We start from the raw sequence: 26,806 nt of genomic DNA on the forward strand, positions 1-26,806 counted from the left end.
GCACGGCCGCAAGGCCCCGGCACCAGGCGCGCGGAGCGCGCCGGTGACCGGCCTGGGCGGCCGGCGCACCCGCACCGCACAGCGCAGCGTCAGCCGCTGCGGCCGTCGAGGCGCTCACGCACCCGCGCGAGTATCTCCGTGTAGCGCGCCTCCGCCCCGTGCCGCGTCGGCCGGTAGTACCGCTTGTCGCGCACCTCGTCCGGCGCGTACTGCTGGGCGGCGATGCCGCCGGGGACGTCGTGCGGGTACTGGTAACCCTCGCCGTGTCCCAGCTTGCTCGCGCCGCCGTAGTGGCTGTCCCGCAGGCGCGCCGGCACCGGCCCCGCGAGGCCGGCCCTGACGTCCGCCTGGGCCTCCCCGATCGCGACCACGGCGGCGTTGGACTTCGGGGCGAGGGCCAGCGCGATCGTCGCGTGGCCGAGGGTGATCGCCGCCTCCGGGAAACCGATCATGGCCACCGCCTGGGCCGCGGCCACCGCCGTCGGCAGCGCGGTCGGGTCGGCCATGCCGATGTCCTCGCTGGCGGAGATCATCAGCCGCCTGGCGATGAACCTGGGGTCCTCGCCGGCCTCGATCATCCTGGCCAGGTAGTGCAGCGCCGCGTCCACGTCCGAGCCGCGGATGGACTTGATCAGCGCGCTGGCCACGTCGTAGTGCTGGTCGCCGTCCCGGTCGTACTTCACGGCCGCCCGGTCGACGGCCGTCTCCAGGGTGGCCAGGGCGATCTCCCGCTCGCCCTTGGCGAGCGCCGCGCCCGCGCCGGCCTCCAGGGCCGTGAGGGCCCGGCGCGCGTCCCCGCCGGCGATCCGCAGCAGCATCTCCTCGGTGTCCGCGGGCAGCCGGACCGCGCCCGCCAGGCCGCGCTCGTCGGCCACCGCGCGGCGCAGCAGCCCGCGCAGGTCGTCCTCGCTGAGCGGCTCCAGGGTGAGGAGCAGGGAGCGGGAGAGCAGCGGGGAGATCACCGAGAAGTACGGGTTCTCCGTGGTGGCGGCGATCAGCGTGACCCAGCGGTTCTCCACGGCCGGGAGCAGGGAGTCCTGCTGTGCCTTGCTGAAGCGGTGGATCTCGTCGAGGAAGAGGACGGTGTCCTTACCGAGGACGCCCGAGGAACGCCGCGCGCCGTCGATCACGGCGCGCACCTCCTTGACCCCGGCGGTGATGGCTGACAGCTCGGTGAACCGCTTGTCCGTGGCCTGGCTGACCACGTGGGCCAGGGTGGTCTTCCCGGTGCCAGGCGGCCCCCAGAGGATCACCGACGAGGGTCCCGCGGGGCCACCGCCGCCCTCGCCGACCAGCCGGCGCAGCGGCGATCCAGGGCGCAGCAGGTGCTGCTGGCCGACGACTTCGTCGAGCGTGCGCGGGCGCATCCGGACCGCCAGCGGGCGGCCAGCGGGCTCCCGCTCGGCGCGCTCCTCGGCGGCCGCGGTGAACAGGTCGGCATCCACGCCCCCGACCCTAAGCCACCGCACTGACAGCGGCGGCCGGTCAGCTGGTCCAGAAGTCCCACCAGCGGGTCAGGATCAGCATGCCGATGATGCCGACGTGCACCGCGGGCAGCAGCCAGTGGAACTCCTCCAGGGTCGCGCGGACGCCGCGCGGCACCCGCAGGACGCCCTCCCTGACGTTGTGCACCGTCGTGTACCAGAACATGACGATGGTGGCGACCCAGGCGAGGCAGCACCACAGGCACAGCGCGTTGATCTCGTACAGCGACTGGTACTGGAGCCAGGTGCAGAAGCCGACGCCGAAGAGCGTGCCGCCCTGGAGGCCGAGCCAGAACCAGCGCCGGTAGCGGGCGCCGGCCAGCAGCCCCATGCCGATGGTGATCACCGAGCCGTAGGCCACCAGCCCCAGCATCGGGTTGGGGAAGCCGAAGGCCGACGCCTGGTCGCTCTCCATGATGCTGCCGCAGGAGATCACGGGGTTGAGGCTGCAGGCCGGCGTGAAGTTCGGATCCTCGAGGAGGTGGAACTTGTCCAGGGTGATCACCCAGGAGGCCAGCAGGCCAGCGAAGCCGGTGATGACGAGCAGCAGCGCGAAGCCGCGCGTCGCGCCCACGCCCTGCCGCTCGTCGCTCGGCGCGGCCGGCCGGCCGGTCCGCACCTCATCTACTGCCGAAGCCATATCGCCCATCCGCTCGGTCACGGGTACCGGTCCATTCTGCACCAGTGACCCACCGTGCACGCTCCGCCGTCAACGGGCGGAGGTCCCGGGCGGGGTCTCAGCCGAGCCGGCGCGTCAGCTCGGCGGCGATCTCGGTGCGCGCCACCGGCGTCTGGTCGCCGCTCTCCAGGTCCTTGAGCTGGACCACGCCCTCGGCCAGGTCGCGCTCGCCGGCGACCACGGCGAACCGGGCCCCGCTGCGGTTGGCGGCCTTCATGGCGGCCTTCACCCCGCGTCCGCCGTAGGCGAAGTCCGCCGCGACGCCGGCCCGCCGCAACTCGGTGACCAGCGCGAACAGCTCGTTCCTCGCCTGCTCGCCGAGGGGCACGGCGAAGACCTGGGTGGTGGCGGGCAGTGGCGGGGCCACCCCCTCGGCGCGCAGCGCGAGCACGACGCGGTCCACGCCGAGCGCCCAGCCGACCGAGGGCAGCGGCGGCCCGCCGATCATCTCCGAGAGGCCGTCGTAGCGCCCGCCGCCGCCGACCGCCGACTGGGCCCCGAGGCCGTCGTACACGAACTCGAAGGTGGTCCTCGTGTAGTAGTCGAGGCCGCGGACCAGCCGCTCGTCGTCGGTGAAGGCGACGCCCGCCGCGGTCAGCAGCTCGCGCACCCGCTCGTGGTACTCCTTGCACGCCTCGCACAGGTGATCACGCATCATGGGCGCGCCGACGAGTTGACGCTGGACGTCGGGGCGCTTGTCGTCGAGCACCCGCAGCGGGTTGATCTCGATCCTGGCCCTGGTGTCCTCGTCCAGGTCGAGACCGCGCAGGAACTCCTGGAGAGCGGCCCGGTAGACGGGCCGGCACTCGCGGTCGCCGAGCGAGTTCAGCAGCAGTCGGACGCCGCCGAGCCCGAGCGAGCGGTAGGCGTCGGTGGCCAGGATGATCAGCTCGGCGTCGAGCGCCGGGTCCTCGGCGCCCAGCGCCTCGGCGCCGACCTGGGAGAAGTGCCGGTAACGCCCGGCCTGTGGCCGCTCGTAGCGGTAGTAGGAGCCCGAGTACCAGAGCTTGACGGGCAGCCCGCCGGCCCGGTGCAGGTTGGCCTGGAGCGCGGCGCGCAGCACGGACGCGGTGCCCTCGGGGCGCAGCGCGAGCTGGGCGCCGCCCTTGGTGGTGAGGGTGTACATCTCCTTGGTCACGATGTCGGTCGACTCGCCGACGCCGCGGGAGAAGAGCTCGACGTGCTCGAAGCCGGGGGTCTCGACGTACCCGTAGCCGGCGCGGCGCAGCGGCGCCGCGAGCGCCTCGCGCACCGCGAGGTAGGTCGCGGAGTCGGGCGGGAGCAGGTCGTAGGTGCCCTTGGGGGCGGAGAAGGTGCTCACGGAGTGGTTCTTCACATTCCTTGTCGCGGGGGTGCCGCCTCTGCGGTCCCCTGGCCGGCGGCCAACTCCCGGAGGAACGGGTTGGTGGCGCGCTCGCGGCCGATGGTGGTCTGCGGGCCGTGCCCGGAAAGCACCACGGTCGAGTCGTCAAGCGGCAGGCAGACACGGGCCAGCGACCGCAGGATCTCGGCGTGGTCACCGCCGGGCAGGTCGGTGCGTCCGATGGAGCCGGCGAACAGCAGGTCGCCCGAGAAGAGGACCGACGGCACGTCGGCCAGCTCGGGCATCCGGAAGGTCACCGACCCCCTGGTATGCCCGGGGGCGTGCGCGACGGTGAGGGAGAGGCCGGCGAGTTCCAGCTCGGTCCCGTCGGTCAGCTCCCGCAGGTCGTCGGGCTCGCCGACGCTGAGGTCGCCGAGCAGCGGCTGGCCGATCCGCATGCCGAGCGCCTTCTCCGGGTCGGTGAGCATGTACCGGTCCTCGGGGTGCAGCCAGGCGGGCACGTCGTGCGCGCCGCAGACCGGGACCACCGAGGCGACGTGGTCGAGGTGGCCGTGGGTGAGGACGACGGCGACGGGCTTGAGCCGGTGCTTGGCGACGGTCTCCTCGACGCCGGCCGCGGCCTGGTGGCCGGGGTCGATGATGACGCATTCCTCACCGGCCGCCGGGGCGACCAGGTAGCAGTTCGTCCCCCAGGCTCCGGCGGGGAAGCCAGCGATGAGCACGGTCGTCCTTTAGGTCGTCGTTACGCGTCTTCGGCTACACGTTTCACGGTTACCCGTCGCCGGGCGCGGGCCGCCTCGCGTCAAGAGCCTACCGGCGACGGTGCGGCACGGGCGAACCCGTATACGGTGACGCCCACGAGTCCAGTTGACGGCAGGCCGGTTGGTGGGAGGAGAGCGCGGTGGTCAGCAGGGATCAGCGGCGGAAGCAGCTGGCACGGGCCAAGTGGCAGCGACAGGCGGAGCGCAGACAGGACAGGGTGCGGAGGACGCGCCGGCGCCGGGTGTTGCTGAGCGCGGTGCTGGTGCTCGTGGTGGCCGGCGGCGGCACGGCGCTCGTGATGCTGGGCGGGGACGACGAGACCACGGACCAGGCCGCGGACGACGCGCCGACCACGGAGCCGACGGCGGAGCCGAGCGACCCGCCGGAGGACCCGTGCGCGGCGCCGGCCGAGGGCGAGCCGTCCCAGGAGCAGTGGGATGCCGAGCCGGAGCTGACGGTGGACGAGGGGGCGAGCTACGTGATGACGCTCGCCACCACCTGTGGCGACATCGAGATCACCATGGACGCCGCGGCCGCGCCGCGCACGGTGAACTCCTTCGCGTTCCTGGCCGGTGAGGGATTCCTCGACCACTCCCCCTGCCACCGGCTGGTGACCGAGGGGATCCACGTGCTGCAGTGCGGTGACCCGACCGGCACCGGTCAGGGCGGCCCCGGATACACCATCCCGGACGAGAACCTGGACTCCCCCGAGGTGGCGGACGGCGTCTACCCGGCCGGCACGGTGGCCATGGCCAACACCTACGACCCCACGACCGACAGCGGGCGGGACACCGGCGGCAGCCAGTTCTTCCTGGTGTACGAGGACAGCCAGCTGCCGCCCGACTACACGCCCTTCGGCACGATCACCGGCGGCATGGAGGTGCTGGAGACCATCGCGGCGACCGGCGCGGCCCCGCCCGACCCGACGACGGGGAACACCGCCCCCTATGCGACGGTGGTCATCGACGAGGCCACGGTGGTGCCGGCCGAGGAGGGCTGAGCCGGGGCTTTCCCGAGGTCGGGTGGGTCCGGGGACGATTTTCCGCCCGGCAAGGTGCGGACAGCCGGGCGGGCTGTCGCCTATGTTGGCGTTGTGTAGGGTCCCTTCGCCGGTCAGGCGGGCCCGACAGCCGGTTTCACCGGACGAGAACTGTGGACGATGCCGGGGGCGTCACCTTCCCCCGCGGGCATCAAACGAGGAGGCGCTGTGAGCAGCGAGCCGTGGGGCCGCGTTGACGAGACGGGGACCGTTTACGTGCGGACCGCCGATGGCGAGAGGGTCGTCGGCTCCTGGCAGGCCGGTTCCCCGGACGAGGCGCTGGCCTATTTCGAGCGCAAATTCGACGGGCTCGTGGTGGAGATCGACCTGCTGGAGCGCCGGATCAGGACGACGGACCTGTCCACCAAGGACGCCACGACGGCCATCGGCCACCTTCGGGAGCAGGTCGACGCCGGGCACGCGGTGGGCGACCTCGCGTCGCTCGGGCGGCGTCTCGACGAGTTGGAGACCGTGGTCGCCGCGCGCCGGGAGGAGCGCAAGGCGGCCAGGGCCAGGCAGTCGGAGGAGGCGAGGGCCGCCAAGGAGGCGCTGGTCGCCGAGGCCGAGGAGCTCGCGGCCAGCGATCAGTGGCGGGCGGCCGGCGAGCGGCTGCGCGGCCTGGTCGACACCTGGAAGGGCCTGCCCCGGCTCGACCGCAAGACAGACGACGAGCTGTGGCACCGCTTCTCGCAGGCGCGTTCCGCCTTCTCCAAGCGCCGTAAGGCGCACTTCGCCTCCCTCGACTCGCAGCGCGAGGAGACCAGGCGGCGCAAGGAGAAGCTGATCGCCGAGGCCGAGGCGCTCTCCGACTCGACGGACTGGGGTCCGACGGCGGCCCGCTACCGCGAGCTGATGCGGGAGTGGAAGGCCGCGGGCCGGGCGCAGCGGGAGGCGGAGGAGGACCTGTGGGCCCGTTTCCGGGCCGCGCAGGACGTGTTCTTCCAGGCCAGGGGCGCGACGTTCGCGGAGCGTGACGCCGAGCAGCGGGACAACCTGGCGCGCAAGGAGGAGCTGGCCGCCGAGGCCGAGAAGCTGCTGCCGATCACCGACCTGCGGGCCGCCCGGGCGGCGCTGCGGTCCATCGGCGAGCGGTGGGAGGCCATCGGGCACGTGCCGCGCGAGGCCAGGGCCGGGATCGAGGGCCGGATGAGCGCGGTGGAGCGGGCCGTCTCGGAGGCCGAGGAGGCCGAGTGGCGGCGCACCAACCCGGAGGCGCGGGCGCGGGCCGCCGGCCTCACGGGCCAGCTCCAGGACGCGGTCGACCGGCTGCGGGAGCAGGCGGAGCGGGCCAGGGCCGCGGGCAACACCGCCAAGGCGAACAAGCTGGAGCAGGAGCTCGCCGGGCGCCAGGCCCTGCTCGACCAGGCGCTGAAGGGCCTGGCCGAGTTCGGCGGCTGACGCGGAGCGCGGGGCCGTGAACGCGGCGGCCGCCCGGGGCGATCCCGGGCGGCCGCCGTCGTCGTGTGGCTCCGGTGTGCCGGCTCAGGGGCGGCGGGGCGAGGTGACGCGGTAGACGTCGTAGACGCCCTCCACGCCGCGCACCGCCTTCAGCACGTGGCCCAGGTGCTTGGGGTCGCCCATCTCGAAGGTGAACCGGGAGGTGGCCACCCGGTCCCGCGAGGTCTGCACCGCGGCCGACAGGATGTTGACGTGCTGGTCGGAGAGGACCCGCGTGACGTCGGAGAGCAGCCGGGACCGGTCGAGCGCCTCGACCTGGATGGCCACCAGGAACACCGAGGACTGGGTGGGGGCCCACTCCACGTCCAGGATCCGCTCCGGCTCCCTGGCCAGCTCGTCCACGTTGACGCAGTCGGCGCGGTGCACCGAGACGCCGTTGCCCCGGGTGACGAAGCCGATGATCGGGTCGCCGGGCACCGGGGTGCAGCAGCGGGCGAGCTTGACCCAGACGTCGTCCACGCCCTTGACCACCACGCCGGGGTCGGCGTTGGCGCGGCGCTTGCTGCGGGCCGGGACGGGCGGCGCGGCCTCGGCGATGTCCTCGTTGGCCGCCTCCTCGCCGCCGACCGCCTGGACCAGCTTCTGCACCACGCTGTGCGCCGAGACATGGCCCTCGCCGATGGCGGCGTAGAGCGAGGAGATGTCCGGGTAGCGCATCTCGTGGGCCAGGGTGACCAGGGCGTCGCCGCTGAGCACGTGCTGGATGGGCAGGTTCTGCTTGCGCACGGCGCGGGCGATGGAGTCCTTGCCCTGCTCGATGGCCTCGTCCCTGCGCTCCTTGGAGAACCAGCCCCGGATCTTGTTCCGCGCCCGGGGCGACTTGACGAAGCCCAGCCAGTCGCGGGACGGTCCGGCGCCGTCGGCCTTGGAGGTGAAGATCTCGACCGTGTCGCCGTTGTCCAGGGTGGACTCCAGCGGCACCAGGCGGCCGTTGACCTTGGCGCCTATGGTGCGGTGGCCGACCTCGGTGTGCACCGCGTAGGCGAAGTCCACCGGCGTGGCGCCGGCCGGCAGGGCGATCACGTCGCCCTTGGGCGTGAAGACGAAGACCTCGTTGCGCGAGAGGTCGAAGCGCAGCGACTCCAGGAACTCGCCGGGGTCCTCGGTCTCCTTCTGCCAGTCGAGCAGCTGCCGCAGCCAGGCCATGTCGTCGACGGTGCTGCGCCCGCCGCGCCGCTCGCCCTTCTTGGGGGCGTCCGAGCGCACCTTGGAGGCGCCGGCGACGGCCTGCTGCTTGTACTTCCAGTGGGCGGCGATGCCGAACTCGGCGCGCCGGTGCATGTCGAAGGTGCGGATCTGCAGCTCGACCGGCTTGCCGCCGGGTCCTATGACCGTTGTGTGCAGCGACTGGTACATGTTGAACTTGGGCATCGCGATGTAGTCCTTGAACCGGCCGGGCACCGGGTTCCACCGGGCGTGCACGGTGCCGAGCGCCGCATAGCAGTCACGGACCGTGTCGACCAGGACCCGGATGCCCACCAGGTCGTAGATCTCGGCGAAGTCCCGGCCGCGGACGATCATCTTCTGGTACACGCTGTAGTAGTGCTTGGGCCGGCCGGTGACGGTGGCCTTGATGCGGGCGCCACGCAGGTCGGCCTGGACCTCGTCGATCACGGTGGCCAGGTACTCGTCGCGCTTGGGGGCGCGCTCGGCGACGAGGCGCACGATCTCGTCGTACATCTTGGGGTAGAGGATGGCGAAGGCCAGGTCCTCCAGCTCCCACTTGATGGTGTTCATCCCCAGCCGATGGGCCAGTGGGGCGTAGATCTCCAGCGTCTCGCGGGCCTTTTGCTCCTGCTTCTCCCGCTTGAGGAAGCGCATGGTGCGCATGTTGTGCAGCCGGTCCGCGAGCTTGATCACCAGGACCCGCGGGTCCTTGGCCATGGCCACGACCATCTTGCGGACGGTCTCGGCCTGGGCGGCCTCGCCGAACTTGACCTTGTCCAGCTTGGTGACGCCGTCGACGAGCAGCGCCACCTGGTCGCCGAAGTCGCGACGCAGGGTGTCGAGGCCGTACTCGGTGTCCTCGACGGTGTCGTGCAGCAGGCCGGCCATCAGCGTCGCCGCGTCCATGCCGAGCTCGGCCAGGATGGTGGTGACGGCCAGCGGGTGCGTGATGTACGGGTCGCCGCTCTTGCGCTTCTGACCGCGGTGCCAGCGCTCGGCGACCTGGTAGGCGCGCTCGATCTGGCGCAGCGCCGCGGTGTCGGCCTTGGGGTCGTTGGCCCGGACGACGCGCAGCAGCGGCTCCAGGACCGGGTTGTACGGGGTGGAGCGCTGGACGCCGAGCCGGGCGAGCCTGGCCCGCACACGGTTGGACGAGCCCGAGCGGCCCGAGACGCCGGAGACCGCGGCCGTGGGCTGGGGGGCCGGCGGCTGGGCACGGGTGTCGGCGCCGTCGCGCCAGCCGAGGGTCGACGGCTTCGAGTTCTTCCGCTGAGTCGAGGTGAGCGGCTGGGCGTCGTCTGGCAAGGGCACTCCTTAGCGGGCCCTTCCCCGCCATGGGCGGCCGGGAAAGGGAGCGGTCCTCCCGGGTCACGACGGGACCTAGGCGGAGTCCGGCCGGGGAACGATCGGACTGCCATGGTAACGAGGTCCGGCCGCGGGCTCGCGTCGGACAGGCGACGGCGCCCGGGCTCCGCTTGGGTGGCGGAACCCGGGCGCGTGACGGTGGGGTGTCAGACCGTGAGCAGGGCCTGGTAGGGGGCCTCGCCCAGGGCGGCGGTCACCCGCTCGCGGCCTGGCAGGAACGTCAGCTCCATCAGCACGGCCAGGCCGGCCAGCTGGGCGCCGGTGCGGCGGATCAGCTGGATGGCGGCCTCGGCCGTGCCGCCGGTGGCCAGCACGTCGTCGATGATCAGCACCCGGTCGTCCGGGCTCAGGTCCTCGGCGTGGATCTCCATCTCCGCGCTGCCGTACTCCAGGTCGTAGGCCTGGGCGAGCGTGGCGCCGGGCAGCTTGCCCGCCTTGCGGACGGGGACGAAGCCCATCCCGGCCCGGACCGCGACCGGGGCGGCGAGGATGAAGCCACGGGCCTCAAGGCCGACCACCTTGGTGGCCCCCTGGGCCAGGGAGAACGCCGCGAGCTCGTCGGTGAGGGCGGTGAACGCCTCGGGGTCGGCGAGCAGCGGGGTGATGTCCTTGAAGGCGATCCCCGGCTTCGGGTAGTCCGGCACGTCCCTGATGCGGCTGAGCAGCAGGTCGGCCAGGGCGGGGCGGGAGGACGCGGCGGGGCCGGCCTCGGCCTGCGGGCTCACCGCCGCTTCCCCGAGGGCCGGCCACGCCCGCGGGAGCGGGCCGCCGGCTGGCGGCGCGGGCCGCGCGGCGCGGGCGCGCCGACCGCGGCCGGCTCGTCGTCGCCCGCAGGCTCCACCGACTCGTCCGCCGGCTCCGACGCGCTCGCGTGCTCCTCGGCCTCCGGCCCGTCCTCGTCGCCGCTCTCGGCACGCTTGGCGCGCTTGGCGAGCACCCGCTTGTCCTGGGCCCTGACCTCCGCCTCGCGCATCTTGAAGTCGGCGACGAGCGGGGTGGCGATCACGATCGAGGAGTAGGCACCGGCGGTGAGGCCGACGAAGAGGGAGAGCGCGATGTCGTTGAGCATCCCGCCGCCCAGCAGGCCGCCACCGATGAAGAGCAGCGCCGCCACCGGGAGCAGGGCCACCACCGAGGTGTTGATGGAGCGCACCAGGGTGCCGTTGAGGCTGCGGTTGGCCAGCTCCGCGTAGGTGAAGCGGGTCTGCCTGGTGAAGTGCCTGGTCTGCTCCTTGAGGCCGTCGAAGACGACGACCGTGTCGTAGAGCGAGTAACCGAGGATGGTCAGCAGGCCGATCACCGTGCCCGGGGTGACCTCGAAGCCCACCAGGGCGTAGACGCCGACGGTGATGGTGAGGTCGTGGATCAGGGCGATCAGCGCGGCCAGGGCCATCCGCCACTCGAAGGCGATGGCGAGGTAGATGACCACCAGCACCAGGAAGATGCCCAGGCCCTGCCACGCCTTGTTGGCGATCTGGTTGCCCCAGCTGGGGCCGATGACCTCGGCGTTGAGGCTGTCGGTCGAGATGCCGAGCTCCTCGGCGATGGCCTCCCTGGTGACGTTGGACTGGTCGGTGTCCAGGCCGCTGACCTGGATCCGCATCGAGCCGTCGTCGCCGAGGGTCTGCACCAGCGCCGGGGCACCGGACGCCTCCTCGGCCACCTCGCGGGCCTCCTCGACGGAGACGTTGGTGGCCGGGGTGGTGAACACCGCGCCGCCCTCGAACTCCACGCCCATGTGGAGCCCGCGCGTCATCAGGCCGGCGAAGGCCATGATGGTGATCAGGATGGAGACGGCGTACCAGGTCTTGCGCCGACCGACGAAGTCGACGCCGACCTCGCCGCGGTACAGCCGGGCTCCAAGATCGCCGAGCCGTGACATGGTCACGCCTCCTTCACGTCGGGCTGGACGGGGGCGGGCCCGCGGCGCGCGCCGCGGAGGGGCGGGCGGGCACCGAGCCGCTTGGGATCGAGTCCCGACCAGCTCTGCCCGCTGGAGAAGAACTTCCTCCTGGCCAGCAGCGTCATCAGCGGCTTGGTGAAGAGGAACACGACCACCACGTCGAGCGCCGTGGTGAGGCCGAGGGTGAAGGCGAAGCCCTGCACCTTGCCGACGGTGACCACGAAGAGCACGGCCGCGGCGAGGAAGGAGACGAAGTCGGACACCAGGATGGTGCGCCGGGCCCGCGGCCAAGCGCGCTCCACCGCGGGCCGCAGGCTGCGGCCCTCCCGGACCTCGTCCCTGATCCGCTCGAAGTACACGATGAACGAGTCGGCCGTGATGCCGATGGCCACGATGGCGCCGCAGACGGCCGGCAGGTTCAGCGCGAAGCCGATGGCCGGGCCGAGGAGCGACATGAGCGTGTAGGTCAGGATGGTGGAGACGATCAGGCTGGCGATCGCGATCAGCGACAGGCCGCGGTAGTAGACCAGCATGTAGATCACCACGAGCGCGAGGCCGATGGCACCCGCGATCAGGCCGGCCTCCAACTGCTCGCCACCGAGGGTCGGGGAGACCGTGGAGACGCTGGCCTCGTCGAAGCTGAGCGGCAGCGCGCCGAACTTCAGGACGTTCGCCAGCTCCTCGGCCGTCTCCTGGTTGAAGCTGCCGGAGATCTCGGCACGGCCGCCGCCCAGGCGCTCGGAGACGCTGGGCGCGGAGACGACCTCGCCGTCCAGCACGATGGCGAACTGGTTCTGCGGCTGGATCTGGGTGGCCAGGTCGGCGGTGACGTCGGCGAACTTGTCGGCGCCCGCGCCGTTGAACTCCATCTGGACGATCCAGCCCTGCCCGCGCTGGGAGTCGTAGACGGCGCTGGCGTCGGTCACGTCCGTGCCGGGAACGGCCACCGGGCCGAGGGCGTACTTGGCGTCCTGGTCCGGGTAGCAGGCGACGATGGGCTCGTCCGCGTTGGCCTCGCCGGCCGCCCGGCTGGCCTCGAGCCGCGCCTCGTCGGTGGTGCAGTCGAGCGCGTCGAGCTGGGCCTGGACCTCGTCGGCGGCCGGCTGCTCGGGGGTCGTCTCGGTGCCGTCGCCCGAGTCCGCCGGGGCCTCGGACTCACCGGAGCCGCCGGTGTCGGCGGACTCGTCACCGGTGTCGTCCTCCGCGGCGCGGTAGGACGCGGTGGTCGCGGTGGTGGCGGAGCCGCCCTGGCCGAGGGGGGCGAGGCTCTGGTCGGTGCTGTCCGCGTCGGCGGAGTCACCCGACTCCTCCTGGGTGTCACCGGACTCCTGGGACCCACCCGAGTCGGCGGACTCGCCCGAGTCCTGGTTCTCGCCCGAGTCGGCGGAGTCACCCGAACCGGTGTCGGCCGAGTCACCGGTGTCACCGGTCTCCCCGGTGTCGCCGGTCTCCCCGGTGTCCTCGGGGAGCGGCTGCGCCGAGGTGGCGCTCAGCACGGGCCGGAAGCCGAGCTCGGCGGTGGTGCCCACCTGGTCCCTGGCCTGCTGCTCGTCGGAGCCCCTGGGGATGTTGACGATGATGTTCCGGTCGCCCTGGGTCTGGACCTCGGCCTCCGAGACGCCCAGACCGTTGACCCGCCGCTCGATGATGCTGACGGCGGTGTTCAGGTTGGTCGGGTTGATCGCGTCCGGATTGTCACCGTCCGGCACGGCGGAGAGCGTGATGCTCGTGCCGCCGGCGAGGTCGATGCCCAGGCGGGGAGTGGTGTGCCCGGAGGCGAACATCCCCCCGATGAGGCCACCCATGATCAACACGATCAGGAACAGGGCTCGCCCGGGCTTGCCCTGGGCTCCCCGGGACCCGAGATCCCTCTTCCGTGAGGACCTGAGGTCCTTCTTCGGTGTCGCCACCTTCTCGTCTTCTCTCTGTCCAACGACCCGCGCGCCCGGTGATCGTCGCGCGGTCCAGCGGGATGACCTGACGGACGGCCCGGTGCCGTCGCCCTCAGCTGTCGGACCTGGAGCCGCTCTCGCCGTCGTCCTTGCGGGACTCCTCCGCCTTGGCCTCGGCCCTGGCGTCGTCCTTGGCCTCGTCCTTGCCAAGCTCCACCCGGTCGTCGCCGGCGTCGTCGTCGCTCTCGATCAGCGACGAGGCGTCGTCGGGGACGACGGGGGTCTCCTCGTCCTCGGTCTCGCCGTTGACGATCCGCTCGTACTCGTCGGCGTCCAGCACGGCGCCGATGGCGTTCTTCGCGAAGAGGGCGTGCACACCGGGGTTGATCTCGAGGAGCACGGTGTCGTCACGCACTTCCTTGACCTGGGCGTACATGCCGCCGATGGTCCGCACACCGGTGCCCGGCTCCATCGCGTCCCGCATCTCCATGGCCTGACGCTGCCGGTTCTTGGCCGAGCGCGTCATCAGGAACATGACGCCGATGAGCAGAATGAAAGGGAACAGAAACGCGATATCCACGATGGAGAAATTTCCTTTGTATGACCGCTGTCGCGGCCCGCTTTTCGGGGGTGGGGGCATGCCGCCCTCGAAATCGGACGGCATCGGCGGAGTCTAGGCGAGGCTGCACCGGGGGAACAACGCCTCGGATGCTATCGGAGTTCCCCGAGGGGAAATCCGCGCCCTCACGGCCCGAACAATCCCTCTTGTCCGCCCGAGGCGGGTTGCTGGGGCGGCTCCATGCCCAGATGACGCCAGGCGGCCGGGGTCGCCACCCGGCCCCGCGGAGTGCGGGCGAGCAGCCCCTCCCTGACGAGGAAGGGCTCGGCCACCTCCTCCACTGTCTCACGCTCCTCCCCCACCGCGACGGCCAGCGTGGCAAGGCCCACAGGGCCCCCGCCGAAGAGCTTCAGCAGCGCCAGCAGCACCGCGCGGTCGAGGCGGTCGAGACCCCGCTCGTCCACCTCGTAGACCGCGAGGGCGCGGGCCGCGGCCTCCTGGGTGACCACGCCGTCCGCCCGCACCTGCGCGTAGTCACGCACCCGGCGCAGCAGCCGGTTGGCGATGCGGGGGGTGCCCCGGGAGCGGCCGGCGATCTCGGCCGCCCCCTCGTCGGTCATGTGGACCCCGAGCAGCCCGGCCGAGCGGTGCAGCACCCGCTCGAGCTCGGTCGGCGCGTAGAACTCCATGTGCCCGGTGAAGCCGAACCGGTCGCGCAACGGCGGCGGCAGCAGGCCGGCCCTGGTGGTGGCGCCGACCAGGGTGAAGGGGGGCAGCTCCAGCGGGATGGCGGTGGCCCCCGGCCCCTTGCCGACGATGACGTCGACGCGGAAGTCCTCCATGGCCATGTACAGCATCTCCTCGGCCGGCCTCGACATCCGGTGGATCTCGTCGAGGAAGAGCACCTCGCCCTCGGTGAGCGAGGAGAGGATGGCGGCCAGGTCGCCGGCGTGCTGGATGGCCGGGCCCGAGGTGATCCGGATGGGGGCGCCCATCTCGGCGGCGATGATCATGGAGAGGGTGGTCTTGCCGAGCCCGGGGGCGCCGGAGAGCAGCACGTGGTCGGCGGTGCCGCCGCGTGCCCGCGCGGCGCGCAGCACCAGGTCAAGCTGCTCGCGGACCCGGGTCTGTCCGACGAACTCGCCGAGGTCCTTGGGACGCAGCGCGGCCTCGACCGCCAGGTCCTCCCCGTCGGCCGCGGCGCCGACCAGGCGCTCACCGCCCTCGCTCGTGTCCTCGTCCCAGCTCGGCTGCTGCGGCATGCCGGTCTTCCCTCTCGACGCGGGTGGTCTCGGTGCGGTGGTCCCGGTCGGTCCCGGCCGGGCCGCGCGCTATCTGGCGCGGTTGAGGCTCTGCAGGGCGGACCGCAGCAGCCGGGGCAGCGCGGGCTCGGCGCCGTCCGCCTCGGCGAGCGGGGTCACCGCCTCGACGGCCTGCTCCGCCTCGCGCGGCGCGTACCCGAGGCCGACGAGCGCCTGCCGCAGCTCGTCGCGCCAGCCGACGGCGGCCGCGGCGGCCGGGGCGCCCGGCCGGCCGACCGGCTCGCCGAGCCGGTCCCTGAGGTCGAGCAGCAGCTTCTGGGCACCCTTCTTGCCGATGCCGGGCACGGCGGTGAGCGCCTTCTCGTCCCCCGAGGCGACCGCCCGCCGCAGCGCGTCCGGCGAGTGCACGGCCAGCATGGCCTGGGCGAGCCGGGGGCCCACGCCGCTCGCGGTCTGCAGCAGCTCGAAGACGGTGCGCTCGTCCTCCTCGGCGAAGCCGTAGAGGGTGAGCGAGTCCTCCCTGACGACCAGCGAGGTGGCGAGCCTGGTCGGCTCGCCGACCCGCAGGCCGGCCAGGGTGCCGGGGGTGCAGTGGACGGCGATGCCGACACCGCCCACCTCGACCACCGCGGTGTCGGGGCCGAGGGCGGCGACCGGCCCTGCGACGGAGGCGATCATGACGGGGAGATGCCCTTCGGACTCGGCGGGACGGGGCCCCGGCGGGCGGCGGCCACCGCGCGCTGCAGACGGTTCTGCGCGGGGGCGCGCCAGATGTGACAGATGGCCAGCGCCAGGGCGTCCGCGGCGTCGGCGGGCTTGGGCATCGCGTCGAGCCGCAGCAGCCGCACCACCATGGAGCCGACCTGGGCCTTGTCGGCCCGGCCGCTGCCGGTGACGGCCGCCTTGACCTCGCTCGGGGTGTGCAGCGCGACGGGCAGCCCGCGCCGGGCCGCGCACAGCATCGCCACGGCGCTCGCCTGTGCGGTGCCCATCACGGTACTGACGTTGTGCTGGCTGAACACCCGCTCCACGGCGACGACTTCGGGTTGGTGCTCGTCCAACCAGGCGTCTATGCCGCGCTCGATGAGGACCAGACGGCGCGCCGTCTCCTCCTCCGCCGGGGTGCGGACCACACCCACCGCGGCCATCCGCAGCGGGCGGCCCGCGGTGCCGTCCACCACGCCCACCCCGCAGCGGGTCAGCCCCGGGTCGACCCCAAGTACCCGCACCGGCCCTCCCTCGTTCGCCCTGGTCGATCAGGCACGCCCGATCAGCTGACTGGGAGGCTACCGGGCGGCACTGACAATCCGTGGGACCGGGCGGGCCCGCGCCGGCCGCGGGCCCACGAGGCGGGACTCAGGCCTCGACGCGGGCCATGACGTCGTCGGCCACGTCGAAGTTGGCGAAGACGTTCTGCACGTCGTCGCTGTCCTCGAGGGCGTCGATCAGCCGGAAGATCTTCCGGGCCCCGTCCTCGTCGAGCTCGACCTGCATGGTGGGCAGGAAGCCCGCCTCGGCGGAGTCGTAGTCGATGCCCGCGTCCTGCAGGGCGGTGCGCACCGCGACCAGGTCGCCGGCCTCGCTGACCACCTCGAAGGACTCGCCCAGGTCGTTGACCTCCTCGGCCCCCGCGTCCAGCACGGCGCCCAGCACGTCGTCCTCGGAGAGGCCGTTCTTGGGGACGATCACCACGCCCTTGCGGTTGAACAGGTAGGAGACCGAGCCGGGATCGGCCATCGAGCCGCCGTTGCGGGTCATGGCGACCCGGACGTCCGAGGCCGCGCGGTTGCGGTTGTCCGTCAGGCACTCGATCAGGACCGCGACGCCGTTGGGGCCGTAGCCCTCGTACATGATCGTCTGGTAGTCGGCGCCGCCCGCCTCCAGACCGGCGCCGCGCTTGACGGCCCGGTCGATGTTGTTGTTCGGCACCGAGCTCTTCTTGGCCTTCTGGATGGCGTCGAAGAGGGTGGGGTTACCGTCCGGGTCCGCGCCGCCCGTGCGGGCCGCGACCTCGATGTTCTTGATCAGCTTGGCGAACAGCTTGCCACGCTTGGCATCGATCACGGCCTTCTTGTGCTTGGTGGTTGCCCACTTGGAGTGGCCGGACACAGCGCTGCTCCTTCAGAGATGTCACCTATTCTTCAAACCGACGTGGTGATCCTACCGGCCGCGGACTACCCCGCCGCGCGCACCATGTCGGCGAACATCGCGTGCACCCGGTGGTCGCCGGTGAGCTCCGGGTGGAACGCGGTGGCCAGCAGGTTGCCCTGGCGGACGGCGACGGTACGCCCCTCGAAGGTGGCGACGGACCGCGCGGCGGCGCCCAGCGACTCCACCCAGGGGGCGCGGATGAACACGCCGTCGACCGGCCCGCCCGGGACGCCGGCGACCTCGATGGCCGCCTCGAAGGACTCGTTCTGCCGCCCGAAAGCGTTACGCCGCACGATCATGTCGATGCCGCCGACGGTCTCCTGCCCTGAGCGAGGGTCGAGGATCTTGTCGGCGAGCATGATCATGCCGGCGCAGGATCCGTAGGTCGGCATCCCCGCGCGCACCCGCTCACGCAGCGGTTCGAGCAGCCCGAAGGCGTCGGCCAGCTTGGAGATGGTGGTGGACTCGCCGCCGGGGATGACCAGGCCGGAGACCGCGGCCAGCTCCGCCGGGCGGCGGACCTGCCGCGCCTCGGCGCCGGCCGCGGTGAGCGCGGCGAGGTGCTCCCTGACGTCGCCCTGCAGGGCGAGGACTCCGATGACCGGGGAAGTCACGTGCACGATCCCCCGCTCACCAGCCGCGGGAGGCGTAGCGCTCGCCCTCGGGCAGCACGTCGATGTTGATGCCGACCATGGCCTCGCCGAGGCCGCGCGAGACGTCCGCGATGACCTTGGGGTCGTCGTAGAAGGTGGTGGCCTTGACGATGGCGGCGGCGCGCTTGGCCGGGTCGCCCGACTTGAAGATGCCGGAGCCGACGAAGACGCCCTCGGCGCCGAGCTGACGCATCAGCGCGGCGTCCGCCGGGGTGGCGACGCCGCCGGCCGAGAACAGCACGACCGGCAGCTTGCCGAGCTCGGCGACCTCCTTGACCAGCTCGTAGGAGGCGCGCAGCTCCTTGGCGGCCGCGTACAGCTCGTGGTTGTCGAGGCCGCGCAGCCGCGCGATGTCACCCTTGATCTGGCGCAGGTGACGCACGGCCTCCACCACGTTGCCCGTGCCGGCCTCGCCCTTGGAGCGGATCATGGCGGCGCCCTCGGAGATGCGGCGCAGGGCCTCGCCGAGGTTGGTGGCGCCGCAGACGAAGGGGGTGGTGAAGGACCACTTGTCGGTGTGGTTGACCTCGTCGGCCGGGGTCAGCACCTCGGACTCGTCGATGTAGTCGACGCCGAGCGCCTGGAGCACCTGGGCCTCGACGACGTGCCCGATGCGGGACTTGGCCATCACCGGGATGGAGACGGCCTCGATGATGCCGTCGATCATGTCCGGGTCGGACATGCGGGCCACGCCGCCGTCCTTGCGGATGTCGGCCGGCACCCGCTCCAGGGCCATCACGGCCACGGCCCCGGCGTCCTCCGCGATCCTGGCCTGCTCGGGCGTGACCACATCCATGATCACGCCGCCCTTGAGCTGCTCGGCCATGCCGCGCTTGACGCGCGCGGTGCCGGTCTCGGGGGTCTGGGCGGTGGCGGGGGACGTGCTCACGGTGGCGACCTCACTCGGTGGCTCGGCGTTGACATGCGGGAAACGATCGGTGGAACCGGATGAAAAACACCCGATACGACCATCGTAGGCCCGTTCGAACGCGAATCCGGAGGGCCGGCGCGCACGCCCGGGACCACGGCGATCCATGGAACCCGACGAGTGGCCCGGTCGGAAAGGGCCAATCCCCACCCGGTGGCCTGGTGCGCCGCCGGGTGCTACGCGGTGGCGTGCCTGGTCAGGGAGGTCGGCGGCTCGTCGTCCATCTCGAAGGCCATCGGGAACGGCGCGTGCCCGGCGAGCCGGAACCAACGCACGGTCCTGTGCCGCCGCACGGCCCTGGCCGCGCGCACCGCGTCGTTGTGGAAGCGCCTGGCCATCGGGACCCGGCGCACGGCGGCGACCAGCTCGTCGACCATGGCCTCCCCGCCCGGCGCGTCCCGCAGGACCCGCACCTGGGCGGTCTCCGCGAGCACGGCCCGCAGCGCCTGGCTGAGTTCGCTCTCGGCGACCTCGCGCTGCTCCTCCTGAGCGAGCCTGGCCGCGTGCGCCGCCTGGTAGAGGACCATGGAGGCGGCCGGGTCGAAGACGCCGGCGGTGGCCAGCTCCTGGGCGATGGAGGCGCGGCGCAGCAGCTGCGCGTCGAGCGCGGCGCGCGCGGCGTCGATGCGGGCGTGCAGCCGGTCGAGCCGGCCCGCGGTCCAGCTGAGATAGACGCCGACGAGCAGCAGCGCCACGGCGATCCAGATGACGGTGGTCACGCCCGGTCACCCTACCGGGCGGCCGGAGCCGCGCGGCCCCCGGCCGGCACGGGCGGCCGTCAGTCGCGCGCGAAGCCGAGCCGGCCGAGCAGACCGGCCCGCTCGTCGGGGGCGACGGCGCCGGCCCCGTCCGTGACCGTCTCGTAGACGGCCAGGACGTCGGCGCCCACCGTGGACCAGTCGAAGCGCCGCACATGGCTGCTGCCGCGCTCCCGCAGCTCGGCGAGCCGGCCCGGGTCGGCGAGCAGCCGGTTGGCCGCGGCCGCCAGCGCCTCGGCGTCCTCGTTGGGGAACAGCTCGCCGGCCGCGCCGCCGTCCAGCACCTGGGCGAAGGCGTCGAGGTCGCTGGCGAGCACCGGGGCGCCCGCCGACATGGCCTCGACCAGGATGATCCCGAAGCTCTCGCCGCCGGTGTTGGGCGCCACGTACAGGTCGACGCTGCGCAGCAGCCGCGCCTTGTCCTCGTCGCTGATCATGCCGAGGAACTCGACCCGGCCCCGCATGGCGGCCGGCAGGTCGGCCACCGCCTCCTTCTCGTCGCCGCGCCCGGCCACCAGCAGCCGGGCGTCGGGGTGTTCGGCCAGGACGGCGGGGAGCGCGCGCATCAGCACCGGGAGCCCCTTGCGCGGCTCGTCGATCCGGCCGATGAAGCCGATCGTCCGGCCCTGCCACTCGGCCTTCGGCTCGGCGCTCGCGAAGAACTCGACGTCGACGCCGTTGGGGATGACCACCGCGTCGCCACCGAGGTGCTCGACCAGGGTGCGGCGCGCGTACTCGCTGACGGCGATCCGGGCGCTGATCTTCTCCAGGGCGGGTTGGAGGATCGGGTACGCGGCCGCCATGGCCCGGGAGCGCGGGTTGGAGGTGTGGAAGGTGGCGACGATCGGGCCGCGCGCCGCCCAGCAGGTGAGCAGGGCGAGCGAGGGCGCGGCCGGCTCGTGGACGTGCAGCACGTCGAAGTCGCCCTCGTGCACCCAGCGACGGACGCGCGCGGCGGACAGGAAGCCGAAGTTGAGCCGGGCCACCGAACCGTTGTAGGGCACCGGCACGGCGCGGCCGGCGGAGACGGCGTACGGCGGCAGCGGGGTGTCGTCGTCGGCGGGGGCGAGCACGGAGACCGTGTGGCCCTGCCGGATCAGGTGCTCGGCCAGGTCCCTGACGTGGAACTGCACCCCGCCCGGGACGTCCCAGGAGTAGGGGCAGACGATGCCGATCCTCATGCGGTGGTCTACGTTCCTTCCCTGGCTTCCGGCGCCTCGCGCGCCTCTGCCGCCGACGCGGCCGCGGCCCGCGCCCCGCCGGCGCCCGGGGGCCCGTCGAGGTCGCTGAGCCACAGCCGCTGGAGCATGTGCCAGTCCTGCGGGTGCTCGGCGATGCCGGTCGCGAACACGTCGGCCAGGGCCTGGGTCATGACGGCGGTCTTCTCCGCCCTGGTGCCGGATTCGGGCACCGGGACGTATGGGTGTATCCGGCCCTTTATCACCGAGGTCTCGTCGTACCACAGGCTCACCGGCAGCAGCAGCGCGCCCGTCTGTTGGGCCAGGAGCGCGGGCCCGGCCGGCATGCGCGCCCGCTCGCCGAAGAACGACACCTCGATCCCCGACCTGGACAGGTCACGGTCGGCCACCAGAGCCACTATCCCGCCGCCCCGCAGCCGCCTGGCCAGGGTGCCGAACGAGGCACCCCCGGTGTGGGGCACGACCTCCATGCCGAGCTTCTCGCGGTAGGCGACGAACCGGTCGAAGAGCCGCTCCGGCTTGAGCCGCTCGGCGACCGTGGCGAACGGCAGGTCGAGCGCGGTGACCAACCAGGCGCCGGCCAGGTCCCAGTTGCCCATGTGCGGCAGGGCGAGCACGACGCCCCGGCCCTCGGCGATCGGGTCGGTGGCGCGGTGCACGTCGGTCAGCGCGAAGGAACCCTTTATGCGCTCGGCGCTCCAGGTCGGCAGCCGGAAGGACTCGATCCAGTAGCGCAGATAGCTGCGCATCCCGGCTCGGGACAGCTCCCGCAGGCCGTGGGCGTCCGCGTCCGGCACGACCCGGGCGAGGTTGGCCTCCAACTGCCGCACCCCGGCGCCCCGGCGCCGCCAGGCGAGGTCGGCGACCCGCCGCCCCAGGGCCATGGCGGCGGGCTCGGGCAGCCGCTTCACGGCGCCCCAGCCGACCCCGAACGCCGCGTCGGTGAGCCGGTCCCTCACGCCGGACCGCCCCCCTGGGCCCGGGCGCGCTCCGCCTCGGCGGCCGCGTCGGCCTCGGCGGACTCGCGGCGCACCGTCACGACCCGCTGGACGAGGGTGACCAGGCTGCCGACGGCCACCACCCACAGCGCGATGGGCAGCAGGACCCCGATGTGCGGCACGTCGAAGGTCGTCTCGAAGCCCGCGAAGCCGGCGAGCACCAGGGTGATCACCAGCCGTTCGGCCCGCTCCACGAGGCCGTTGACCCGCACCGGCAGGCCGATGCTCTCGCCCCTCGCCTTGGTGTAGGAGACGACCTGCCCGCTGGCGAGGCAGAACAGGGTGACGGCGCAGAGCATCAGGTTGTCGCCCTCGCCCGCGTACCAGAGGGCGATCCCGGAGAAGATCGCCGCGTCGGCCAACCGGTCGAGGGTCGAGTCGAGGAAGGCCCCCCAGCGGCTGGAGGTGCCGATCTGCCGGGCCATGTTGCCGTCGACCATGTCGGAGAAGACGAACGCGGTGATGACGATCGTGCCCCAGAAGAACTCGCCCTGGGGGAAGAAGACCAGCGCTCCCGCCATCACTCCCGCGGTGCCGACCAGGGTCACCGCGTCTGGGCTCACCCCCAGCCTGATCAGCAGGGCGGCGAAGGGCGTGAGGACACGCGTGAAGAATGCACGCGCGTACTTGTTGAGCATGTCCTTCCCTGGGGTCGCACGGGCCGCGCGACTGAGGGCGGCCACCGGAGGGCCCATCGTAGCCACGCCGCCCGCCGGGAGGACGCCGGGCCCGTTCCCGGGCGGGTGGCGGTGCCGGCGTTCCGGGCCATCGGACGCCCTTCCGCCATTAGGCTGAACCCGTCAGGTGTGTGCGGCCCGCTCGGCGGGAACTGGCCTGACGGCGGCTGGAGTTCGAGACCGGTTGACGAGCTGGGGGTACCAATGGCGCTGGACGCCGCTGGGTTGGAGTTCGACTTCGGGGCCCAGGTGCCGCTCGCGGGCATGAGCGGCGGCACCGGCCTCGGCCACGCCATCGCCTCGGTGGCCTACCGGGACACGGCACCGGAGGAGATCAAGAAGCCGAACGACGCGGCCACGGTGAAGAAGGGCCGGTTCAGCCTGCTGGAGCCGGACCTGGGCGAGGCGTGGACCCGTGCCGTCGAGACCCGGATGCTGGCCGGCGACCGCAAGCCGCTGATCCAGTCCTTCGGCCTCGAACCGGGGGTCGTGGTGGAGCACGCCCTCAACGCCAAGCGCATCCGCCGGCAGCGGGACCGGCAGCTGACCGCCATCATGGTCGCCTTCGGCTTGCTCTTCCTGCCCGGTGTGGCGATCTGGCTCGGCCTCTTCCAACTGCGTCGCACGATCGCCGGGTCCCAGGACCGGCGCGCCGGCGTCCTCGGCATGCTGGTGCTCGGGTTGCTCGCGGTGCTGATCGCGGTCGCGGTGATCCGTGCCCCGCTCGACGGCGTGTTGCGGATATACGTCTGGAGCATGCTGCCGGCGCCCGTCATCGGCTGGTTCCTGGCCCAGCAGATCTGCGAACGCACGGCACGCAACCTGCGCACCCACTGGTCCAACCTGTTGGGCGGCGGCGACGCCGGGGCCCGGATCCCCGAGGCGGTGCAGCAGAACCCGAACGACGCGGAGGCGGAGCGGATCAGGCTCGGCCTGGCCAAGCTGGCGGCGGAGCAGGGCAGCAACATGACCTACTACGCCGGGCCCAAGGGCATATTGGGCATGGGCGTGCGCTGGGGCAGCTGGCAACTGGCCGAGGAGCTGCGACCACGTGACCCGGGCCGGGAGATCGACCCCTTCCGCAGCTGGGACGTGGCCCGCGCCATCGGCGACCAGTTGCGGCTGCTGGAGCGCGGCCCGCTGCACACCGGTGGTTTCACGAAGCCCTCCATCACCCACTGGGTGGTGCGCCACGTCGGCGAGGGCGCGGGCGAGGTGTCCCGGCCCGAAGGACCCAACGCGGACGGCTACAGCTTCAGCAACATCGAGGTGCAGCGGATCTGCAACGAGCAGCAGTACGACAAGGGCGACCGGCACTACGTGGGCGTGCAGTTCGTGCTCTGGGAGGGCGAGCTGGTCGTCACCATGATGATCTCGGTGACCGTGCTGCACCACACGCTGCGCATCGAGGTCACGGGGTACACGCTGGGCCCGGTCGACGGCTTCTTCCGCGAGAAGCCGGCGGACAAGACCAGGGAGGTCCGCGACCCGATCCGGCCCTGGAAGAAGGTGAAGCGCCCGCGGCCGCTCGTCGAGGTGTCCGAGGTGGTGCGGCTCGCCGCCCGCGCCCCGCTGACCTGGTTCCCCAAGCGACTCGACGCCTGGGGCGGCACCATCGCGTTCCCCGAGCCGTTCGGCCTGCGGCACGTGTGGGCGACGACGCCGTGGAAGCACCGCTTCATGGTGGACGACGTGCTGCGCACCGCGACGCCGGTGCTGCGGGTGGCGCACGCCGCCGCGTTCAAGGTGCTCGCCGAGAACGGCGTGGACACCTCCGCGTTCGACAGCCGCTCGCAGGCGCTCGGCGGCGCGGTGCAGGCGCCCTCGCCGACCAAGGCCGACGAGTACAACATGTGAGCCGTCAGGCGGGCCAGGCCGCCGCGAGCATCCGCCGGGTGTCGGCGAGCAGTTGCGGCAGCACCTTGGTGTGCCCCACCACGGGCATGAAGTTGGCGTCCCCGCCCCACCTGGGCACCACGTGCTGGTGCAGGTGGGGCGCGATGCCGGCGCCGGCGGCCGAGCCCTGGTTCATGCCGATGTTGAAGCCGTGCGCACCGGAGGCGGCCCGGATCGCGGTCATGGCGCGCTTGGTGAGCTCGGCGAGCTCGGCCGTCTCCTCCGCGGTGAGGTCCGTGTAGTCGGCGACGTGCCGGTAGGGGACCACCAGCAGGTGGCCGCCGTTGTAGGGGTAGAGGTTCAGCACCGCGTAGACGGCCTCGCCGCGGTTGATGATCAGGCCGTCCTCGTCGCTCTTGCCGGGGATCGCGCAGAACGGGCAGCCGTCCCCCGCGCCCGGGCCGGTCGGCTTGCCCTCGCCCTGGATATAGGCCATCCGGTGGGGCGTCCACAGCCGCTGGAAGGCGTCCGGTGTCCCGACCCCGATCTGCTGCTCCGGCTCGCTGGTCATGCCGGCCAGCATATGGCGTGACGGGACGCCGGCGGGCCCCCGGGCCCGCTCCGAAGGCGCGGGGCCGGGGGCCGCCGGAATCACACCTGGACGCGCCGCTCGACCGCGTCGGCGATCTCCTGGATGGCCTCGGCGCGCGGGATGCCGTTCTTCTGGGAGCCGTCCCGGTAGCGGAAGCTGACCGCGCCCTGCGCCATGTCGTCGTCGCCCGCGATCACCATGAACGGGACCTTGGCCTTCTGGGCGTTGCGGATCTTCTTCTGCATGCGGTCGGCCGACGAGTCGACGTCCACCCGCAGCCCGCGCGACCTGGCCTCGGCCGCGAACTCCTGGAGGTAGGGCACGTGGGCGTCGCCGATCGGGATGCCGACGGCCTGCACGGGCGCCAGCCAGGCCGGGAAGGCGCCGGCGTAGTGCTCGAGGAGGACGGCGAAGAACCGCTCGATGGAGCCGAACAGCGCGCGGTGGATCATCACCGGCTGCTGCCTGGAGCCGTCGGCCGCGGTGTACTCCAGGCCGAACCGCTTGGGCTGCTGGAAGTCGACCTGGATGGTGGACATCTGCCAGGTGCGGCCGATGGCGTCCTTCGCCTGGACGGAGATCTTGGGCCCGTAGTAGGCGGCGCCGCCCGGGTCCATCACCAGCTCGAGGCCCTGCTTGCCCGCGGCCTGGCGGAGCACCTCGGTGGCCTCCGCCCACTCCTCGGGCTCGCCGATGAACTTGTCCGAGTCGTCCCGGGTGGACAGCTCCAGGTAGAAGTCGTTCAGGCCGTAGTCGCGGAGCAGGTTCAGCACGAAGGTGAGCAGTCCGTCCAGCTCGGCCGGCATCTGCTCCTTGGTGCAGTAGATGTGCGAGTCGTCCTGGGTGAAGCCCCTGGCCCTGGTGAGACCGTGGACGACGCCCGACTTCTCGTACCGGTAGACCGTGCCGAACTCGAAGAGCCGGAGCGGCAATTCCCGATAGGACCGCCCACGCGCCTTGAAAATAAGGTTGTGCATCGGGCAGTTCATCGCCTTGAGGTAATACTCCTGCCCCTCGAATTGCATGGGCGGGAACATCGACTCGGCGTAGTTCGGGAGATGACCCGAGGTTTCGAACAACTTGGCCTTGGTGATGTGCGGCGTGTTGACGAATTCGTATCCGGATTCCTCGTGCCGGCGCCGCGAGTAGTCCTCCATGACCCGGCGGACGGTGCCGCCCCTGGGGTGGAAGACGGCCAGCCCCGAGCCGAGCTCCTCGGGAATGGAGAAGAGGTCGAGCTCGGCGCCCAGCCGGCGGTGGTCGCGCTTCTCGGCCTCGGCCAGGAATTCCAGGTGCGCCTTCAGCTCGTCCTTCGTCGGCCAGGCGGTGCCGTAGATGCGCTGGAGCTGCGGATTACGCTCGCTGCCGCGCCAGTAGGCGGCGGCGCTGCGCATCAGCTTGAAGGCGGGAATGAGCCGGGTGCTCGGCAGGTGCGGGCCACGGCACAGGTCCTTCCAGCACAGCTCGCCGCTCTTCGGGTCGAGGTTGTCGTAGATGGTGAGCTCGCCCGCGCCGACCTCGGCCGACGCGCCCTCGGCCGACTCGGCGGCGGCGCCCTTGAGGCCGATGAGCTCCAGCTTGTAGGGCTCGGCGGCGAGTTCGGCGCGGGCCTCGTCGTCGCTCACGACGCGTCGCGCGAAACGCTGGCCCTGCTTCTGGATCTGCTGCATGCGCTTCTCGATGCGCCCCAGGTCCTCCGGGTGGAAGGGCCGGTCCACGTCGAAGTCGTAGTAGAAACCGTCTCTGATGGGCGGGCCGATGCCCAGCTTGGCCTCGGGGAACAGCTCCTGCACGGCCTGGGCCATGACGTGCGCGGTGGAGTGCCGGAGGATGTCGAGACCGTCCGGCGAGGTGATCTCCACCGGCTCGACCTCGTCGCCATCGGTCAGGGGGTGGGCGAGGTCGCGCAACTGCCCCGCGACGCGGGCCGCGACGACGGCGCGCTCCCCCGCGAACAGGTCGCCGGCCGTGGTGCCCGTGGTCACCACTCGCTCTTCCCGCTCGGAATCGCGTTGGATGATCACACGGACATCGGACACCGGTCTCTCCTGACTCGTCTGAACTGTGTCCCTGGCCGGCGGGCCACGGGAACCGCGACGAAGGCCGGCCCGCATCGACGG

General features: G+C 72.3%; 24 protein-coding genes. 3 read left to right on the plus strand and 21 right to left on the minus strand.

Annotated elements, in window-relative coordinates:
* Positions 1-89: 89 nt before the first annotated feature.
* From RNC47_RS20360 to RNC47_RS20375, 4 genes are all read right to left on the minus strand, one after another.
* On the minus strand, positions 90-1,445 hold the full coding sequence (locus RNC47_RS20360) for a replication-associated recombination protein A (protein ID WP_311600756.1): 1,356 nt from the start codon (positions 1,443-1,445) through the stop codon (positions 90-92).
* Between the two features lie 40 nt (positions 1,446-1,485).
* Positions 1,486-2,133 carry a vitamin K epoxide reductase family protein gene (locus RNC47_RS20365; RefSeq protein ID WP_394814831.1) on the minus strand — a complete coding sequence of 216 codons (648 nt, stop codon included), beginning with the start codon at positions 2,131-2,133 and terminating at the stop codon, positions 1,486-1,488.
* Positions 2,134-2,221: 88 nt separating this feature from the next.
* The gene (hisS, locus tag RNC47_RS20370; RefSeq protein ID WP_311600760.1) at positions 2,222-3,484 is read right to left on the minus strand and encodes a histidine--tRNA ligase; all 1,263 of its coding nucleotides are present in this window, start codon (positions 3,482-3,484) and stop codon (positions 2,222-2,224) included.
* Positions 3,485-3,495: 11 nt separating this feature from the next.
* Positions 3,496-4,209 carry an MBL fold metallo-hydrolase gene (locus RNC47_RS20375; protein WP_311600762.1) on the minus strand — a complete coding sequence of 238 codons (714 nt, stop codon included), beginning with the start codon at positions 4,207-4,209 and terminating at the stop codon, positions 3,496-3,498.
* A gap of 179 nt (positions 4,210-4,388) precedes the next feature.
* On the opposite strand from RNC47_RS20375, the gene RNC47_RS20380 reads away from it, so the two are divergent.
* Positions 4,389-5,249: a peptidylprolyl isomerase gene (locus tag RNC47_RS20380; protein ID WP_311600764.1), complete on the plus strand. Its 861-nt coding sequence runs from the start codon at positions 4,389-4,391 to the stop codon at positions 5,247-5,249.
* Between the two features lie 207 nt (positions 5,250-5,456).
* A complete protein-coding gene (locus RNC47_RS20385; protein ID WP_311600766.1) occupies positions 5,457-6,686 on the plus strand; it encodes a DUF349 domain-containing protein in 1,230 nt (409 codons plus the stop codon).
* Positions 6,687-6,770: 84 nt separating this feature from the next.
* On the opposite strand, the gene RNC47_RS20390 is transcribed toward RNC47_RS20385, so the two are convergent.
* From RNC47_RS20390 to pgsA, 15 genes are all read right to left on the minus strand, one after another.
* Positions 6,771-9,218, minus strand: a complete 2,448-nt coding sequence (locus RNC47_RS20390) for a RelA/SpoT family protein (protein WP_311600768.1) — start codon at positions 9,216-9,218, stop codon at positions 6,771-6,773.
* A 206-nt stretch (positions 9,219-9,424) separates the two neighbouring features.
* Entirely contained in the window at positions 9,425-10,003 is a 579-nt protein-coding gene (locus RNC47_RS20395) for an adenine phosphoribosyltransferase (protein WP_311600770.1), read from the minus strand.
* Positions 10,000-11,160, minus strand: coding sequence for a protein translocase subunit SecF (gene secF, locus RNC47_RS20400; protein ID WP_311600914.1), 1,161 nt, complete (start codon positions 11,158-11,160; stop codon positions 10,000-10,002). The genes RNC47_RS20395 and secF overlap by 4 nt, the downstream gene beginning before the upstream one ends.
* Before the next feature lie 2 nt (positions 11,161-11,162).
* Positions 11,163-13,091, minus strand: a complete 1,929-nt coding sequence (gene secD, locus RNC47_RS20405) for a protein translocase subunit SecD (protein WP_394814830.1) — start codon at positions 13,089-13,091, stop codon at positions 11,163-11,165.
* Positions 13,092-13,185: 94 nt separating this feature from the next.
* Entirely contained in the window at positions 13,186-13,653 is a 468-nt protein-coding gene (gene yajC / locus RNC47_RS20410) for a preprotein translocase subunit YajC (protein WP_311600774.1), read from the minus strand.
* 164 nt (positions 13,654-13,817) lie between these two features.
* Positions 13,818-14,894 carry a Holliday junction branch migration DNA helicase RuvB gene (gene ruvB / locus RNC47_RS20415; protein WP_311600776.1) on the minus strand — a complete coding sequence of 359 codons (1,077 nt, stop codon included), beginning with the start codon at positions 14,892-14,894 and terminating at the stop codon, positions 13,818-13,820.
* A gap of 69 nt (positions 14,895-14,963) precedes the next feature.
* Positions 14,964-15,572 carry a Holliday junction branch migration protein RuvA gene (ruvA, locus tag RNC47_RS20420; protein ID WP_311600778.1) on the minus strand — a complete coding sequence of 203 codons (609 nt, stop codon included), beginning with the start codon at positions 15,570-15,572 and terminating at the stop codon, positions 14,964-14,966.
* A complete protein-coding gene (ruvC, locus tag RNC47_RS20425) occupies positions 15,569-16,123 on the minus strand; it encodes a crossover junction endodeoxyribonuclease RuvC (protein WP_311600780.1) in 555 nt (184 codons plus the stop codon). Before ruvC ends, ruvA begins: the two co-directional genes overlap by 4 nt.
* Before the next feature lie 127 nt (positions 16,124-16,250).
* The gene (locus tag RNC47_RS20430) at positions 16,251-17,003 is read right to left on the minus strand and encodes a YebC/PmpR family DNA-binding transcriptional regulator (protein ID WP_132928787.1); all 753 of its coding nucleotides are present in this window, start codon (positions 17,001-17,003) and stop codon (positions 16,251-16,253) included.
* Between the two features lie 65 nt (positions 17,004-17,068).
* Positions 17,069-17,659, minus strand: a complete 591-nt coding sequence (pdxT, locus tag RNC47_RS20435; protein WP_311600782.1) for a pyridoxal 5'-phosphate synthase glutaminase subunit PdxT — start codon at positions 17,657-17,659, stop codon at positions 17,069-17,071.
* Positions 17,660-17,675: 16 nt separating this feature from the next.
* A complete protein-coding gene (gene pdxS / locus RNC47_RS20440; protein WP_311600784.1) occupies positions 17,676-18,587 on the minus strand; it encodes a pyridoxal 5'-phosphate synthase lyase subunit PdxS in 912 nt (303 codons plus the stop codon).
* Between the two features lie 215 nt (positions 18,588-18,802).
* The gene (locus RNC47_RS20445) at positions 18,803-19,345 is read right to left on the minus strand and encodes a LemA family protein (protein ID WP_311600786.1); all 543 of its coding nucleotides are present in this window, start codon (positions 19,343-19,345) and stop codon (positions 18,803-18,805) included.
* A gap of 59 nt (positions 19,346-19,404) precedes the next feature.
* Complete coding sequence (locus RNC47_RS20450) at positions 19,405-20,565, minus strand: glycosyltransferase family 4 protein (protein WP_311600787.1); 1,161 nt, start codon at positions 20,563-20,565, stop codon at positions 19,405-19,407.
* Between the two features lie 8 nt (positions 20,566-20,573).
* The gene (locus RNC47_RS20455; RefSeq protein WP_311600789.1) at positions 20,574-21,542 is read right to left on the minus strand and encodes a phosphatidylinositol mannoside acyltransferase; all 969 of its coding nucleotides are present in this window, start codon (positions 21,540-21,542) and stop codon (positions 20,574-20,576) included.
* Positions 21,539-22,219, minus strand: coding sequence for a phosphatidylinositol phosphate synthase (gene pgsA / locus RNC47_RS20460; protein ID WP_311600791.1), 681 nt, complete (start codon positions 22,217-22,219; stop codon positions 21,539-21,541). The genes RNC47_RS20455 and pgsA overlap by 4 nt, the downstream gene beginning before the upstream one ends.
* Before the next feature lie 243 nt (positions 22,220-22,462).
* On the opposite strand from pgsA, the gene RNC47_RS20465 reads away from it, so the two are divergent.
* Entirely contained in the window at positions 22,463-24,115 is a 1,653-nt protein-coding gene (locus RNC47_RS20465; RefSeq protein ID WP_311600792.1) for a hypothetical protein, read from the plus strand.
* Positions 24,116-24,119: 4 nt separating this feature from the next.
* Here RNC47_RS20465 and RNC47_RS20470 read toward each other — a convergent pair whose 3' ends face one another.
* Together RNC47_RS20470 and thrS are read right to left on the minus strand one after the other, a co-directional pair.
* Entirely contained in the window at positions 24,120-24,677 is a 558-nt protein-coding gene (locus RNC47_RS20470; RefSeq protein WP_311600794.1) for an HIT family protein, read from the minus strand.
* A gap of 68 nt (positions 24,678-24,745) precedes the next feature.
* Complete coding sequence (thrS, locus tag RNC47_RS20475) at positions 24,746-26,725, minus strand: threonine--tRNA ligase (RefSeq protein ID WP_311600796.1); 1,980 nt, start codon at positions 26,723-26,725, stop codon at positions 24,746-24,748.
* Positions 26,726-26,806: the final 81 nt, after the last annotated feature.

The sequence above is a fragment of the Streptomyces millisiae genome (assembly GCF_031845425.1).
Lineage (GTDB): Bacteria > Actinomycetota > Actinomycetes > Streptomycetales > Streptomycetaceae > Streptomyces > Streptomyces millisiae.